The 15,242-nt window shown below is 69.1% G+C and carries 13 protein-coding genes and 1 tRNA gene; 10 read left to right on the top strand and 4 right to left on the bottom strand.

The annotated features are described in order from the left end of the window. Positions 1-501: 501 nt before the first annotated feature. Positions 502-585 (bottom strand) — tRNA-Leu (locus tag ATC03_RS00135). Between the two features lie 276 nt (positions 586-861). On the opposite strand from ATC03_RS00135, the gene ATC03_RS00130 reads away from it, so the two are divergent. From ATC03_RS00130 to pknB, 9 genes are all read left to right on the top strand, one after another. Next, entirely contained in the window at positions 862-1,734 is an 873-nt protein-coding gene (locus tag ATC03_RS00130; RefSeq protein WP_067871607.1) for an HAD-IA family hydrolase, read from the top strand. Further along, the gene (locus ATC03_RS00125; protein ID WP_067871604.1) at positions 1,731-4,247 is read left to right on the top strand and encodes a glycoside hydrolase family 65 protein; all 2,517 of its coding nucleotides are present in this window, start codon (positions 1,731-1,733) and stop codon (positions 4,245-4,247) included. The genes ATC03_RS00130 and ATC03_RS00125 overlap by 4 nt, the downstream gene beginning before the upstream one ends. Positions 4,248-4,312: 65 nt before the next feature. Then, entirely contained in the window at positions 4,313-5,050 is a 738-nt protein-coding gene (locus ATC03_RS00120; protein WP_067871602.1) for an FhaA domain-containing protein, read from the top strand. Next, the gene (locus ATC03_RS00115; protein ID WP_067871599.1) at positions 5,047-5,574 is read left to right on the top strand and encodes an FHA domain-containing protein FhaB/FipA; all 528 of its coding nucleotides are present in this window, start codon (positions 5,047-5,049) and stop codon (positions 5,572-5,574) included. The genes ATC03_RS00120 and ATC03_RS00115 overlap by 4 nt, the downstream gene beginning before the upstream one ends. Before the next feature lie 3 nt (positions 5,575-5,577). Further along, positions 5,578-6,810: a PP2C family protein-serine/threonine phosphatase gene (locus tag ATC03_RS00110; RefSeq protein WP_067871596.1), complete on the top strand. Its 1,233-nt coding sequence runs from the start codon at positions 5,578-5,580 to the stop codon at positions 6,808-6,810. 94 nt (positions 6,811-6,904) lie between these two features. Next, positions 6,905-8,239, top strand: coding sequence for an FtsW/RodA/SpoVE family cell cycle protein (locus tag ATC03_RS00105; RefSeq protein ID WP_084003650.1), 1,335 nt, complete (start codon positions 6,905-6,907; stop codon positions 8,237-8,239). After that, positions 8,236-9,690 (top strand): peptidoglycan D,D-transpeptidase FtsI family protein, encoded by a 1,455-nt coding sequence (locus ATC03_RS00100; protein ID WP_067871593.1) that lies wholly within the window; start codon positions 8,236-8,238, stop codon positions 9,688-9,690. The genes ATC03_RS00105 and ATC03_RS00100 overlap by 4 nt, the downstream gene beginning before the upstream one ends. Next, positions 9,687-11,405 (top strand): protein kinase domain-containing protein, encoded by a 1,719-nt coding sequence (locus ATC03_RS00095; RefSeq protein ID WP_067871590.1) that lies wholly within the window; start codon positions 9,687-9,689, stop codon positions 11,403-11,405. Before ATC03_RS00100 ends, ATC03_RS00095 begins: the two co-directional genes overlap by 4 nt. Before the next feature lie 89 nt (positions 11,406-11,494). Then, the gene (pknB, locus tag ATC03_RS00090; protein WP_067871587.1) at positions 11,495-13,189 is read left to right on the top strand and encodes a Stk1 family PASTA domain-containing Ser/Thr kinase; all 1,695 of its coding nucleotides are present in this window, start codon (positions 11,495-11,497) and stop codon (positions 13,187-13,189) included. 69 nt (positions 13,190-13,258) lie between these two features. On the opposite strand, the gene ATC03_RS00085 is transcribed toward pknB, so the two are convergent. From ATC03_RS00085 to ATC03_RS00080, 3 genes are read right to left on the bottom strand one after another with little or no spacing between them, the layout of a single operon-like run. Next, positions 13,259-13,900: an anthranilate synthase component II gene (locus ATC03_RS00085; protein WP_067871584.1), complete on the bottom strand. Its 642-nt coding sequence runs from the start codon at positions 13,898-13,900 to the stop codon at positions 13,259-13,261. Then, a complete protein-coding gene (locus ATC03_RS20700) occupies positions 13,897-14,055 on the bottom strand; it encodes a hypothetical protein (protein WP_169829213.1) in 159 nt (52 codons plus the stop codon). Before ATC03_RS20700 ends, ATC03_RS00085 begins: the two co-directional genes overlap by 4 nt. Position 14,056: 1 nt before the next feature. Continuing rightward, the gene (locus tag ATC03_RS00080) at positions 14,057-14,881 is read right to left on the bottom strand and encodes a class E sortase (RefSeq protein WP_084003112.1); all 825 of its coding nucleotides are present in this window, start codon (positions 14,879-14,881) and stop codon (positions 14,057-14,059) included. Positions 14,882-14,952: 71 nt separating this feature from the next. On the opposite strand from ATC03_RS00080, the gene ATC03_RS00075 reads away from it, so the two are divergent. After that, entirely contained in the window at positions 14,953-15,192 is a 240-nt protein-coding gene (locus ATC03_RS00075) for a cell division protein CrgA (RefSeq protein WP_067871581.1), read from the top strand. Positions 15,193-15,242 lie beyond the last annotated feature (50 nt).

The raw sequence follows: 15,242 nt of genomic DNA, 5'->3' as shown, positions 1-15,242 counted from the left end.
GCGCCTACAGCGAGTACGGTCTGCTCGGGAGCAAGATGACATTCGCAACATGCGCGACATCATCTGTCGCCCCGCTCGGACACCCGGTTCTCTCCATTGCAAACGCCCGCAGCGTGGTCGTTCGCGCATACAACAGCATTGGCGTTGTTGGATCCGTGTCTGCGAACGGCTCGGTCGACGCCAACTGGGGAACGTCGAAGGTCGGCTGTTAGCCCAGAGTGCCCTGGTGGCGTCGCAGCGATCGCCTCTATGTCCTCGATCAACGTCGGATCGCCCTGGAGATGCCTCAGCTTCTCGAACTCACGTTCTGAGCCCAAAAGCGGGGCGAATCGTCATTCAAGCCCACGCGAGCAGCGCTGACATCGGCCTGAGAGCGATCGGGCCACACCTCGAACGCGGAATCGCCAGTTCTGGGGATGCAGAAACGGCCCGAAACCTCTCTGAGGTCCGGGCCGTTTCTCATTCGCTAACGGGATTCAGCTGAATCGCTAATTCCCTGTGTGCGCGAGGGGGGACTTGAACCCCCACACCCTTGCGAGTACTGGCACCTGAAGCCAGCGCGTCTGCCAATTCCGCCACTCGCGCATCTGTGGTCGCACCTGAATGCGTCCAGCCACGAGAGCCTAACATCTTGCGGGGGCAAAGGCCATTCGGGCCAGGAGCGGCCGGAATGCAGCCCGCCAGCAGTCCGATCGGACGCGCGAAACCGACGCGCAGAGCCTCCGCAAACCGTCCCCGAACCAGCAGCGAACCCTCCGTGAATGCTCCGAACCGGCATCCGCCCTCGCGCTCCCGCACCCCGGCGCAATAGCATCGAACGGCTGGCCCCAGAGCCGCGACCGGCACGACGAAAGGACGGCCGTGACCTCGCCAGACACCCCAGAACCCCGCAGCAATTCGACGCCGGCAAAACCGGCCGACATCGACCTCAGCGGCATCCGCGGCTGGCTCTTCGACCTCGACGGGGTGCTCACGCCGACCGCGGTCGTGCACATGCACGCGTGGTCGCGCCTGTTCACGCCGTACCTCGAGGCGCACGGCGTCGCGCCCTATGTCGAGGGCGACTACTTCGCGTACATCGACGGCAAGCCCCGCTACGACGGGGTGCGGAGCCTGCTCGAGAGCCGCGGCATCCGCATTCCCGAGGGCGAGGTGACCGACTCCCCCGACCAGGAGACCGTGCACGGCCTCGGCAACCGCAAGAACGACGCCTTCAATGCAACGCTCGCCGACGAGGGCGTCGCGCCGTACCCCGCGAGCCTGGCATTCCTCGATGCGGTCATCGCGAGCGGATGCCGCGTGGCCGTCGTCTCGAGCTCGAAGAACGCCCCCTCGGTGCTGGCCGCCGCGGGCATCGACGACCGGTTCACCGTCGTGGTCGACGGTCTCGTGGCGGCTCGCGAGGGTATCCGTGGAAAGCCGGCGCCCGACATGTTCGACCGGGCCGCCGAGCTGCTCGACCTCCCGACGATCGCGTGCGCCGTGGTCGAAGACGCCGAGTCGGGCGTCAAGGCGGGCGCCGACGGCGACTTCGCCCTCGTGGTGGGCGTCGATCGCGGCGTGGGCCGCGAGACCCTGCGCGAGCTCGGCGCCGACGTCATCGTCGACGAACTCGACGAGTTGCTGCCGGCGGTCGCGCGAGCGGCCGACCGCACCGGCACGATCGCCGGCTCCGCGACATCCGCCCCCGAACTCCCCCACTCCGACCCCGCAGTAGAAAGGGACGCCGAATGAGGTTCGCCGACACCGATCCCCTCGACCGCAACCGGTTCCCCATCGACGAGTGGGCGCTCGTCGAGACCGAGTTCGGCCTCGACGACATGGGCCGCACCGAGACGCTGTTCGCCGTCGGCAACGGCTACCTGGGCCTGCGCGGCAACATCGAGGAGGGGCGCGACGGGCACCTGCACGGCACGTTCGTGAACGGGTTCCACGAGACGTGGCCCATCCGCCACGCCGAAGAGGCGTTCGGGTTCGCGCGCGTCGGGCAGACGATCGTGAACGCGCCCGACGCGAAGGTGATCCGTCTCTACGTCGACGACGAACCGCTCGTGATCACGATCGCCGAGCTGATCGACTACGAGCGCCGCCTCGATTTCCGCCAGGGCGCCCTGTCGCGTGCGATCGTGTGGCGCACGCCGTCGGGCAAGCATGTGCGCATCACGAGTCGCCGCATGGTCTCGTTCACCGACCGGCACCTCGCCGTGCTCGACTACGAGGTCGAGATGCTCGACGACGATGCCGCGGTGACGATCTCGAGCCAGATCCTCAATCGTCAGGACGGCCGCGACGAGTACCGCTCCGGCGTGCAGGAGGTGCCGAGCGCGTTCGACCCGCGCAAGGCGGAGATGTTCGCCGACCGCGTGCTGCAGCCGCGCGTGCAGCGCCACGAGGACGGCCGCTACATGCTCGGCTACCAGTGCACGAACTCGGGCATGACGATCGCGGTCGGCGTCGAGCACGCCATCTCGACCGACAACTCGTTCACCGAGACCGGCACGATCGGCGACGACCTCGCGAAGCACATCTACCGGGTGCGCGCCGAACAGGGCAAGCCGATCCGCGTCACGAAGTTCATCAGCTACCACACGGCACGCAAGGTACCGTCGCGCGAACTCGTCGACCGCTGCGACCGCACGCTCGACCGGGGCGCCGAGCAGGGCGTCGCCGAGCTGTTCGAGCACCAGCGCGCATGGCTCGACGACTTCTGGGAGCGGTCGGATGTCGCGATCGACGGTGAACCCGAGGTGCAGCAGGCCGTGCGGTGGAACCTGTTCCAGCTGGCGCAGGCCACCGCCCGAACCGACGGCGACGGCGTCGCGGCGAAGGGCGTGAGCGGCTCGGGCTACGGCGGACACTACTTCTGGGACACCGAGATCTACGTGATGCCGTTCCTCAGCTTCACGGCGCCGATCGTGGCGCGCAACGTGCTGCGGTTCCGCCAGCGCATGCTCGACAACGCGCGCGCTCGAGCGCTCGAGTTGAACCAGCGCGGCGCACTGTTCCCGTGGCGCACGATCAACGGGCTCGAGTCCTCCGCCTATTACGCGGCGGGCACCGCGCAGTACCACATCGATGCCGACATCGCCTTCGCGCTGTGCCAATACGTCGCGGCCACGGGTGACACCGACTTCCTCGGGCGCGGGGCGATCGACGTGCTCGTCGAGACGGCCCGCATGTGGGAGGACCTGGGGTTCTGGCGCTCCGGCGCGACGACCGACGACGTCTTCCACATCCACGGCGTCACGGGTCCTGACGAGTACACGACGGTCGTGAACGACAACCTCTACACGAACGTGATGGCGCGGGCGAACCTCGCGTCCGCGGCATCCGCCGTCGACAGCCTGCAGCTGCGCGACCCGGTCGCGTATGCGAAGCTCGTCGCCCGGCTGGGCGTGACGGCCGGCGAGGTCGGCGAATGGCGGCGCGCCGCCGCGCACATGCACATCCCGTTCGACGAGCAGCTCGGCGTGCACCCGCAGGACTCCGCGTTCCTCGAGAAGGAGCTGTGGGACCTCGAGAACACACCCGAGAGCAGCCGCCCCCTGCTGCTGCATTACCACCCGCTCGTCATCTACCGCTTCCAGGTGCTGAAGCAGGCCGATGTCGTGCTCGCGCTGTACCTGCAGGGCGACCGCTTCTCGGCCGAGCAGAAACTCGCCGACTTCGAGTACTACGACCCGCTGACCACGGGCGATTCGACGCTCTCCGCGGTCGTGCAGTCGATCATCGCCGCCGAGGTCGGCTACCACGACCTCGCGGTGCGCTACTTCCGCTCGGCGCTCTACGTCGACCTCGCCGACCTGCACCACAACGCGGCCGACGGCGTGCACGTCGCGTCGACGGGCGGCGTGTGGGGGGCCCTCGTCATGGGCTTCGGCGGATTCCGCGACCACGGCGGGCGGTTCACGTTCGATCCCCGCCTGCCCGATGAATGGCGCCGGCTCGAGTTCCGCATCGCGCTGCGCGGCACGAGGCTGCGCGTCACGGTCGAGGCCGACTCGATCGCCTTCCACGTCGAGCAGGGCGAGTTCGCCGAGGTCTCGGTGCGCGGCGAGAAGATCTTCGTTCAGGCCGGGACGGATGTCTCGGTGCCGCTCGACGGCCAGGGCCCGCGGCTGACCGGCGCACCGCGCATGAAGGATGTCACGGGCTCGCGTCGCTCCGACGGCACCCTCCTGACCGCGTCGATCCCGACGCTCTCGCTCGACCTCGACAGCGACGAGACCGCCATCCCGGTGGACTGAAGACGCCCGTTCCCAGTGGAGCGGGCTAGCATGTCACACAATCACGGAACCGGATCGGGAGACCTGTGGGCCTACTGGACAACTTCGAGAAAGGTCTCGAGCGCGCCGTCAACGGCGCCTTCGCGAAGACCTTTCGCTCGGGGCTGCAGCCCGTCGAGATCACCGCTGCGCTGAAGCGCGAGCTCGACACCAAGGCTGCGGTCGTGTCCCGCGATCGCGTGCTCGTGCCGAACCAGTTCGTGGTGCGCATGGCGCCCGCCGACCACGAGCGCATGACCTCGCTCGGCCCGGCGCTCACCGACGAACTGGTCGACCTCGTGCAGAAGCACGCCGCGAGCCAGCACTTCCAGTTCGCCGGAGGCATCACGATCTCGCTCCGCTCCGACGCCGGCCTCTCCGAGGGCATGGTGCAGGTCGACTCGCGCAACGTGAAGGGCCAGGTCGCCTGGACCCCCGTGCTCGACATCGGCGGCACGCGGCATCCGATCATCAAGGGGCGCACGGTCATCGGCCGCGGCAGCGAGGCCGACGTCACGATCGACGACTCCGGCGCCTCGCGCCGGCACGCCGAGGTGCAGTGGGACGGCTCGCGTGCCCGGGTTCGCGACCTCGGCTCGACGAACGGCACGCAGTTGAACGGCGCGCGCGTGACCGAGGCGATCCTCGAACCCGACTCCGTCATCACCATCGGGCGCTCGCGTATCGTGTTCCGGGTGCTCGCCCAAGCCGCATCCCCCTCGCCCCGCGCCGACCCGGCCACCGAACGTCATGACGTCGGCGGGTTCTGGGGGCCGGCCGAATGAGCGAACTGACGCTGCTGATCCTGCAACTCGGCTTCCTCCTGCTGCTCTGGGCGTTCATCTTCTCGATCGTCTACGCCCTGCGCAGCGACCTGTTCGGGCAGCGCGTGCGCAAGCTCCAGCCCGAGAGCGCCGCGGCCTCCTCGCCGGCGGCGTCGTTCCCGGCCGCCGCGCCCGTCGCCGCGGCGGCGGCCACGGCGCCCGTCTCGCGCCAGACCGCGCCGCCCGCCGGCGACGGCCCCCTGAAGCTCGTGATCACGAGCGGCCAGAAGGCCGGCACCGAGTTCCCCCTCGGCCGCGACGAGATCACGATCGGCCGGTCGAGCGACTCGGCGATCATCATCCGCGACGACTACACGTCCACCCACCACGCTCGCATGATGCTCTGGAACGGTCAGTGGATGCTGCAGGACCTCGACTCGACCAACGGCACCTTCCTCAACGGGGCGCGCGTCACCGTGCCCGTGCAGATCCCCCTCGGAGCGACCATCAAGGTCGGAGCGACGACGTTCGAGCTGCGGCGGTAGCCCATGGCCTCGATCAAGGCGAGCGCCGCCGTCTCGCATGTCGGGCGCATCCGCGCGAACAACCAGGACTCCGGGTACTCCGGGCGCCGGTTGTTCCTCGTGGCCGACGGCATGGGCGGGCACGCCGGCGGTGACGTCGCGAGTGCGATCGTCACCCAGCGCGTCGCCGAGGCCGACGCCGACTACCAGTCCGCCCCCGAGGCCGCCGCGGCGCTCGAGGGTGCACTGATCTCGGCGAACCGCCGGCTCGCCGAGACCGTGGCCGGCCACTCCGAGCTCACCGGCATGGGCACGACCGCGTCGGCCATGCTCCTGCACGAGGACCGCATGGTCATCGCGCACATCGGCGACTCGCGCATCTACCTGCTGCGGTCCGGCGAGCTCAGTCAGATCTCGATCGACCACACGTTCGTGCAGCGGCTCGTCGACGCCGGACGCATCACCGCCGAGGAGGCGATGGTGCACCCGCGCCGCTCGGTGCTCATGCGCGTGCTCGGCGACGTCGAGGCCTCCCCCGAGATCGACTCGATGGTGCTCGACACCCGCCCTGGCGACCGTTGGCTGATCTGCTCCGACGGCCTCTCCGGCGTCGTCTCGTTCGACGAACTCCAGGAGCAGCTCGCGGCCGACGCCGGCGCGAAGCAGGTCGCCGATCGGCTCGTGAAGGCCTCGCTCGACGGCGGCGCCCCCGACAACGTCACCGTGGTGATCGTCGACATCGGCGACCCGCCCGCACCCGCGACCCCGCCGCTCGTGGTCGGCTCCGCCGCCGCGCCGCTCGCCTTCGGAGCGCCGGCCGAGCCGATGCGCGCCCGCGCCATCCGCCTCCCGGCCTTCCGCCCGCACCCGGTGCAGGAGACGCACTTCGAACCGGACTCCGAGGACTTCTTCGACGAGATCCTCGAAGAGGACGCCCGTCGCCGTCGCCGTCGGCGCTGGGTGTGGGGCTTTTGGATCTTCGCGCTCATCGCGGCGATCGTCGTGGTCGTCGTGCTGGGCTACCAGTGGACCCAGACCCGCTTCTACGTGGGCGAGTCCAACGGCCGCGTCGCGATTTTCCAGGGCATCCAACAGGACATCGGACCCATCTCGATGAACGAGCTCTACCGCGAGACCGCCGTCGACGTCTCCGAACTCCGACCGTACGACCAGCAGCGCGTCGAGAAGACCATCACCGCGGGCTCGCTGACCGACGCGACGAAGATCGTGTCCCGATTGGAGGAGTCTCTTGAGTGACTTCGACGGTCTGGTCGGCCAGGCGCCGGCGGGGCAGGCCTCCCCGGCGAAGCCGCCCGCGAACACGCCGCCGACCGGCATCCGACGCATCAGGATGCCGCAGCGACTGCGCAACCTCGAGCTCTGGCTGCTGCTCGTGGCCTGCCTCATCAATGCGGGCTCGATCATGCTCGTGCAGCTCGGCGCGCTCGGCCGCATCGACACCCAGCTCGTGCTGCTCGGCGCCGGACTCTCGGTGCTCGTGTTCGGCCTGCACATCGCGATGCGCTTCGTGGCGCGCGACGCCGACCCGTTCCTGCTGCCCATCGCGACCGTGCTCAACGGCCTCGGCATCGCGATGATCTACCGGATCGACATCGCCGACGGCGACTCCGGGTGGGAGAGCGCGGCCGTCCGCCAGATCGTCTGGAGCGCGATCGCGATCATCTGCGCCATCGCGACGATCCTGGTCATCCGCAACCACCGGGTGCTGTTCCGGTACACGTACGTCGCCGGCTTCGTGGCGATCATCCTGCTCATGCTGCCCCTCGTGCCCGGCCTCGGCCAGAACCGCGGCGGCGCCCGGGTCTGGATCGGCATCGGCGACATCGCGACCTTCCAGCCCGGTGAGATCGCGAAGATCGCCCTCGCGGTCTTCTTCGCCGGCTACCTCGTGCGCAACCGGGACTCGCTGTCGATGGTGGGCAAGCAGTTCCTCGGCATGCGGTTCCCCCGGGCGCGCGACCTCGGCCCGCTGCTCATCGTGTGGGCGCTGTCGATGAGCGTCATCGTGTTCCAGCGCGACCTCGGTACGGCGCTGCTCTACTTCGGGCTGTTCCTCGTGATGCTCTACGTCGCGACCAGCCGGCTCTCCTGGGTCGTCCTCGGGCTCTCGCTCTTCCTCGCGGGCGCGCTCATCGCCGCCCAGACGCTCGACTACGTGAACAACCGCTTCCAGAACTGGCTCGACCCGCTGAGCGACGCGAGGTACAACGCCGACCCGGGCGGCAGCTACCAGCTCGTGCAGGGCCTCTTCGGCCTGGCGAACGGCGGCCTGATCGGCACCGGATGGGGCCAGGGCAGCCCCGAGCTCACCCCGGTGCCCCAGAGCGACTACATCATCGCCAGCCTCGGCGAGGAGCTCGGCCTCGCCGGCCTGTTCGCGATCCTCGCCCTCTACGTGCTGCTCGTCGCCCGCGGATTCCGCATCGGCTTCGCCGGCCAGGACGACTTCGGCAAGCTGCTCGGCGTCGGCCTCGCGTTCGTCATCGCGCTGCAGGTGTTCATCGTCGTCGGCGGCGTCACCCGCGTGATCCCGCTCACGGGCCTGACGACGCCCTTCCTCGCCGCGGGCGGATCCTCGCTCGTGGCCAACTGGATCATCATCGCGCTGCTGCTGCGGCTCTCCGACACGGTCCGCAACCATCCGAGGCTGGTGATCGACGGATGAATCGCGAACTCAAACGCGTCAGCATCTTCTCGCTGCTGATGTTCGTGGCGCTGTTCGTCTCGACGACCGTCATCCAGTACTTCGCGGCGGGCGACCTCGCGGCAGACCCTCGCAACGCCCGCACGCTGTACGCGAGCTTCTCGGTCGAGCGCGGTCCCATCCTCGTCGACGGCACGCCGGTCGCGTTCTCGCAGCCCTCCGACGATGATTACAAGTTCCTCCGCGTCTACCCGAACGGACCGCTGTACGCGGGCATCACGGGCTACATCCCGGTGAACGGCGAGGCCACCGGCCTCGAGAGTTCGCTCAACGAGTACCTCAGCGGGCAGGACTCGAGCCAGTTCTTCGACAAGATCAACCGGCTCATCTCCGGCCAGGACCCGATGGGCGCGTCCGTGGACATCGCGATCGACCCCGTGGCCCAGCAGGCCGCCTGGGACGCCCTCGGCGACTACCAGGGCTCGGTCGTGGTCACCGAACCGGCGACCGGGCGCATCCTCGCCATGGTCACCAAGCCCACCTTCGACCCGAACTCGATGGTCGTGCACGACGGCGCCGCGGTCGAGGCCACCTACGAGGGGCTCCTCGCCGACCCGAGCGAGCCGCTCATCAACCGGGCGATCGGCGGCGACATGAACCCGCCCGGGTCGGTCTTCAAGCTGGTCGTGACGGCCGCCGCGCTCGAGTCGGGCCGCTACACGCCCGAGAGCACGTTCCCGAACCCCGGCACGCTCACGCTCCCCGGCACCGACTCGGTCGTGATCAACTCCGGCGGCGGAACCTGCGGCGGCGGTGCAACCGTCACCCTCGCCGACGCCCTGCGCCTCTCGTGCAACATCCCGTTCGCCGAACTCGGCATGGAGCTCGGCGACGACGCCATCCGAGAGCAGGCCGAGAAGTTCGGATTCAACCACGAGTTCGAGATCCCCACCACGACCGAGGCGAGCGTCTACCCCCGCGGCCTCGACGAGCCGCAGACCGCACTCAGCGCATTCGGCCAGTACACCGTCCGGGCGACCCCGCTGCAGATGGCCGTCGTCTCGGCGACCATCGCCAACGGCGGCATCGTGATGAACCCGAACCTGGTCGACCAGATCACCGCACCCGACTTCACCCCGCTGCAGGAGTTCGAGGGCTCCGAATTCGGCCGCGCGATCAGTGAGGATACCGCCAAGACCATGACCCAGATGATGGTGAACGGCGTCGAATCCGGGGCCGCGAGTAATGCAAGAATAGACGGCGTCAGCGTGGCCGGTAAGACGGGTACAGCGGAGAACGGCGAGGATGACCCTTACACCTTGTGGTTCACCGGTTTTGCCCCCGCAGACAACCCTCAGTATGCGATCACGGTACTCGTGGAGGATGGCGGGGGACTTGGTCAGGAGGGGTACGGCAATCTCATCGCCGCACCCATCGCAAAGCAGGTACTAGAGGCGGTGCTGAACAAATGAGACCGAGCGCAGGGCTCACCTTCGGGGGGCGCTACGAACTGCAATCCCGCATCGCGATCGGCGGGATGGGCGAGGTGTGGCAAGCCACCGACCTCGTCATCGGCCGACAGGTCGCGATCAAGATCTTGAAAGACGAGTACCTCGGCGACCCGGGCTTCCTGGAGCGCTTCCGCGCCGAGGCCCGCCACGCCGCGCTCGTCAACCACGAGGGCATCGCCAATGTCTTCGACTACGGCGAAGAGGAGGGCAGCGCCTACCTCGTCATGGAACTCGTGCCCGGCGAGGCGCTGTCGACGATCCTCGAGCGGGAACACGTGCTCTCGACCGACAAGGTGCTCGACATCGTCGCGCAGACGGCGAACGCCCTGCAGGCCGCGCACGCGGCGGGGCTCGTGCACCGCGACATCAAGCCCGGCAACCTGCTCATCACACCCGACGGTCGCGTCAAGATCACCGACTTCGGCATCGCGCGCATCGCCGACCAGGTGCCGCTCACGGCGACCGGCCAGGTCATGGGCACCGTGCAGTACCTCTCGCCCGAGCAGGCCTCCGGTCACCCGGCCTCGCCGACGACCGACATCTACTCGCTCGGCATCGTCGCCTACGAGGCCCTCGCCGGCCGTCGCCCGTTCACGGGCGAGTCGCAGGTCGCGATCGCGATGGCGCAGATCAACGAGACGCCGCCCGACCTTCCGGTCACGGTCTCCGAGCCGGTGCGCAACCTCGTCTACGCGTGCATCGCGAAGAACCCCGCCGAGCGGCCCCCGACCGCGGCGCACCTGGCCCGAGCTGCCTCTGCGCTGCGTCGAGGCGACGTTCAGGGTGCCGCCGTCGCCGTGCCGGCGGTGCTCGGCCTCGCCGGCGGCGCGACCGCGGCGACCATGCTCATGCCGCAGCAGGGCGCGACGGCCGCCACCACGGTGCTCGGCGCCGCTGGGGCAGGTGCGGTCGCCACCGAGGAAGCCGAAGAGGCGACCGAGGAGAAGAAGCGCAACCCGTGGACCTGGCCGCTCATCGTGCTGATCGCCGTGCTGGCGATCGTGCTGATCGGCACGATCATCGCGCTCGCGGTGAACGGCGGCGGCGGCGGCGAGAAGACCCCTGCGAGCACGACGGCGAGTGCCTCGCGCAGCGCGCCGCCGAGCTCCGCCCCGCCGACCTCGGCGGCGCCCACCACCGCGCAGATCACCGCCGCCGATTTCGTTGGCCTCTCGGTCGACGACGCGCGCGCCAAGCTCGGCGAGCTCGGCATGGTCGCGAACGGCGTCGAGGGCAAGCCCGCCGCAGATCCGTCGGGCACCGGCATCGTCTACGAGGTGAACCCGACCGGACCGGTTCCGATCGGCAGCCAGGTCACGGTCACGTTCTACGCGGCACCCGAGACCCCCTCGGCGCCCGGCTCGGCACCCACGGTCTCGCCGGCCACGGTCACCGCCGGCGGCTCGATCCAGGTCTCCTGGTCGGCCGCGCAGTGCCCCGCCGGTCAGACTCGCTCGGGCTACCAGGTGAACGTCGAAGGACCGGCCGCGGCTGCTCCCCCGCTCGGCGCCGACGCGACGAACGTGACGATCACGGCGAACGCCGACGCCAAGGCAGGCGAGACCATCCAGGTCAGCTACCTCTACTTCTGTGGAGCGCTGAGCTCGGATGCCTCGCCCGCGGCGACCGTGACCATCGCCGGAGCCCCGCCCGCGACGAACACCTCAGGCGGCTAGGCACCGAATCATCATCGCGCGGCTGCCTCGACCCGAGGCAGCCGCGCATCACACCACCAATCGCGACACATGAGAGGGATCGACGGCACGTGACTGACGACGGACAGATTCTCGCCGGGCGCTATCGCGTCGGTCAGCTCATCGGTCGCGGCGGCATGTCCGACGTCCACGTCGGTCAGGACACCCGGCTCGGCCGCCAGGTCGCGATCAAGCTCCTCAAGCCCCAGCTCGCGACCGACCCTGCGTTCCGCATGCGCTTCCGCCAGGAGGCGCAGTCCGCCGCGCGCATGGCGCACCCGACGATCGTGCGCGTCTTCGACGCCGGCGAAGAGACCGTCACGGATGCCTCGGGCCACGAGGTGCAGCTCCCGTTCATCGTCATGGAGTTCGTCGAAGGTCGCCTGCTCAAGGACATCATCCACGACGGCCCGCTCGAGCCGGCCGCCGCCGTGCGCGTGATCGACGGTGTGCTCACCGCACTCGAGTACTCCCACCGTGCCGGCGTCGTGCACCGCGACATCAAGCCCGGAAACATCATGATCACGACCACCGGCCAGGTGAAGGTCATGGACTTCGGCATCGCGCGGGCGGTGTCCGACTCGTCGACCACCGTGGCCCAGACGACGGCCATCCTCGGCACGGCGTCGTACTTCTCGCCCGAGCAGGCGAAGGGCGAGACCGTCGACGCCCGAACCGACCTGTACTCGACCGGTGTGGTGCTCTTCGAGATGCTGACGGGTCGTCCGCCGTTCCGTGGCGACACGCCCGTCGCGGTCGCCTATCAGCACGTGAGCGAGCGTCCGGTCAAGCCGAGCGTCATCAACCCCAAGGTCTCCCCCGCACTCGACGCCGTCGTCGTCCACGCGCTCGTGAAGACCCGCGAGGGCCGGTACCAGACTGCGGCCGAGTTCCGTGCGGACATCGACACCGCGGCATCCGGTCGTGTTCCGGTGCATCAGCGACCCGACGAGTCGACCATGCTGTTCGGCGCCCCCACCGGCTCGCTCTCGACCTCCGAGCTGGCGCTGCGCCAGCTCACCGAAGACGAGACGATGACGCGCACGCAGCGCCGTCCTCCGGCGATCTGGATCTGGTCAGGCATCATCGGCGTGATCGTCATCGTGATCGCCGTCATGTACTGGGCGTTCAACCTGCAGCCCACGGTCGAGGTGCCCTCCAACGCGCGCGAGGTGCCCGCCTTCGTCGACACCACCTACGAGGCCGCCGTCGAGCAGTTGCAGGAGTTGGGCCTCTCCGCCTCCCGCATCGATGAGACGAGTGCCGACGTGGCGGCAGGCAACGTGATCCGCTCCGACCCTGCGGCCGGCGAGATCGTCGACGCGAACACGCCGATCACGCTCTACGTCTCGGCCGGGCGCGAGGCGGTCGCGGTTCCAGACGTGCGCAACGCCGCCCTCGATCAAGCGAAGGCGACGATCACCGGGGCCGGTCTCGTTCCCGGCTCCGAGACGCGAGTGACCTCACCGACCGTGGCCGCCGATGTGGTGCTCGGCACGGACCCCGAGGCCGGCACGTCCGTCGAGGCCGGCGCGACCGTCAACTTCCGCATCTCGAACGGCATGGTGACACTGCCCGACCTCACCGAGCAGACGCTCGAGGCGGCCTCGTCGCTGCTCACCGCCGAGAACCTGCAGCTGACGGCGGTTCCCAAGCCCGACCCGGGCTGCAAGGCCGAGCCGGGCTCGCCGGTCACGTACCAGTCTCTGGCGCCCGGCGATGTGCCTCAGCGCTCCTCGGTCGAACTCACGTACTGCGCGGGCTGAGCCGCAGCACTGCATCGCCGACGGCGCAGGTCGCCCCGGCCGCCGGATCGCCGGCGGTGGCGGCGCCGTTCAGTCGACGGTGCGCAGCAGCGGGTTGAGTCCGGCGGCGAGTGCCGGTGCGTCAGCCAGGCCCGCGACGGCGAGCCAGTTGCCGAGCATGCGGTATCCGCCCTCGGTGAGCACCGACTCGGGATGGAACTGCACACCGTAGATCGGCGCATCCACGTGGCGCAGTCCCATGATCACGCCGCCCTGCGTTCGGCTGGTCACGGCGAGCTCGTCGGGCAGCGTGCCGTCCACGACGGCGAGCGAGTGGTACCGCGTGGCCGTGAACGGCTGGGGAACGCCCTCGTAGAAGTCGCTGTCGTCGTGCGCGATGCTCGAGGTCTTCCCGTGCATGAGCTCTTCGGCGTTCGTCACGACACCCCCGAACGCCTCGGCGATCGCCTGGTGCCCGAGGCAGACCCCGAGCAGCGGGGTGCCCGACGCCAGCGCAGCGCGCACGAAGGGGATGGAGACGCCGGCATCCGACGGCTTGCCGGGCCCCGGCGAGAGCAGCACCGCGTCGTACTCGGCGAGACGCGCGGCCACCTCGGATTCGGGGAAGGCGTCGTTGCGAAGCACCTCGGTCTCGGCGCCGAGCTCCTGCAGGTAGCCGTTCAGCGTGTAGACGAAGCTGTCGTAGTTGTCGATGACGAGGATTCGGGTCATTGGTCCACCGTGACGTCGATCGGGTTGACGATGCCGTCGACCCAGGGGAACACCCACGTGAAGAGGGCGTAGACCGCGGCCGCGATGAGCAGCAGCAGGAGGATGACGCGCAGCCAGATGGGTCCGGGCAGGACCCGCCACAGTGCTCCGTACAACTCAGGACCCCCAGCTCGCGACGATGTCGGCGATCTCGGCCGGCGGACCGGCGGATGCGGGCTGCCACGAGTCGAGCACGCCGTACGCGACGAGGCGCTCGGCCGTCGAGTAGAGCGGGTTGCACGTGGTCAGCGTGATGATGCGATCGGTCGGCGCGATCTCGGGGTGGTGCGGCACCGCTGCCAGCACGTCGACCGTGGCGGGCGTGACGTACTCGAAGTCGCGGAACCGGTAGGTGTACCAGCCGTCCTTCGTCTGGATGTAGATCGGGTCGCCGAGCTGGAACTGCTCGATCTCGTGCATGCCGCCACCATAGGCGCTGCGGTGCGACGCGATCGCGAAGTTGCCGACTTGCCCGGGCATCTGCGTTCCGGGATAGTGCCCGACGCCGGTCTCGAAGCTGTTCAACACGTCGAGCCCGTACCCCTCGGCGATCTGGCGCACGGAGTCGTGGGTGTCGGGCGTATCGAACCTGGGCACGTACATGACGGCGAAGGCCTCGCCGTTGGGATACTCGGCCGGCCCGACGAGCGGTTCGCCGTAGGACGCTGGATCGGGGGCGGGCTGATCGCCCTGGGCGGCGCGCGCCTGCTCGATCCACTCGGAGCTCTGGGAGGATGCCGCGGCGGACTGCTGGCCCGCCATGATCGCGTCGTTCCACCACAGCTGCCAACCGAGGAACAGCAGGATCAAGGCGCCCGCGGTGAGGAGCAACTCGCCGAAGACGCCGACGACGCTGACCCGAGGCCGAGGCTTGGCGCCGTCGGCCGCGGCGCTCCGGCGCCCCCGGTCTCGACGGCGGCCTTCGGGCGGCGACTCGGACATGAGGACGATTCTATTCGGCCGTGAGGAGGCGTGGCTGTGAGTCGTGCGTTCCCTCGGATAGAATCGCCCGCATGGCACGTACGAAATCAACGAAGCCCGCGCGAGCGGAACAGGCGAGCGGCGAAGAAGCGCCCAACCCGGTCTGGTTCAAGCCCGTCATGTTCGGCTTCATGCTGCTCGGACTCGCCTGGATCATCGTCTTCTACGTGAGCCAGGGCAAGCTGCCCATCGCAGACCTCGGTTCGTGGAACATCCTCATCGGGTTCGGCATCGCATTCGTCGGCTTCCTGATGACGACGCGCTGGCGCTGAGCGGCTCCACTGGCTGAGCCGGCTCCACTGAACGACCGGAACGGGCGGAT

The sequence above is a fragment of the Agromyces aureus genome, assembly GCF_001660485.1.
GTDB classification, from domain to species: domain Bacteria; phylum Actinomycetota; class Actinomycetes; order Actinomycetales; family Microbacteriaceae; genus Agromyces; species Agromyces aureus.
Note: the sequence above shows the minus strand (reverse complement) of the source record. Positions and strands in the feature narration are given on the sequence as shown.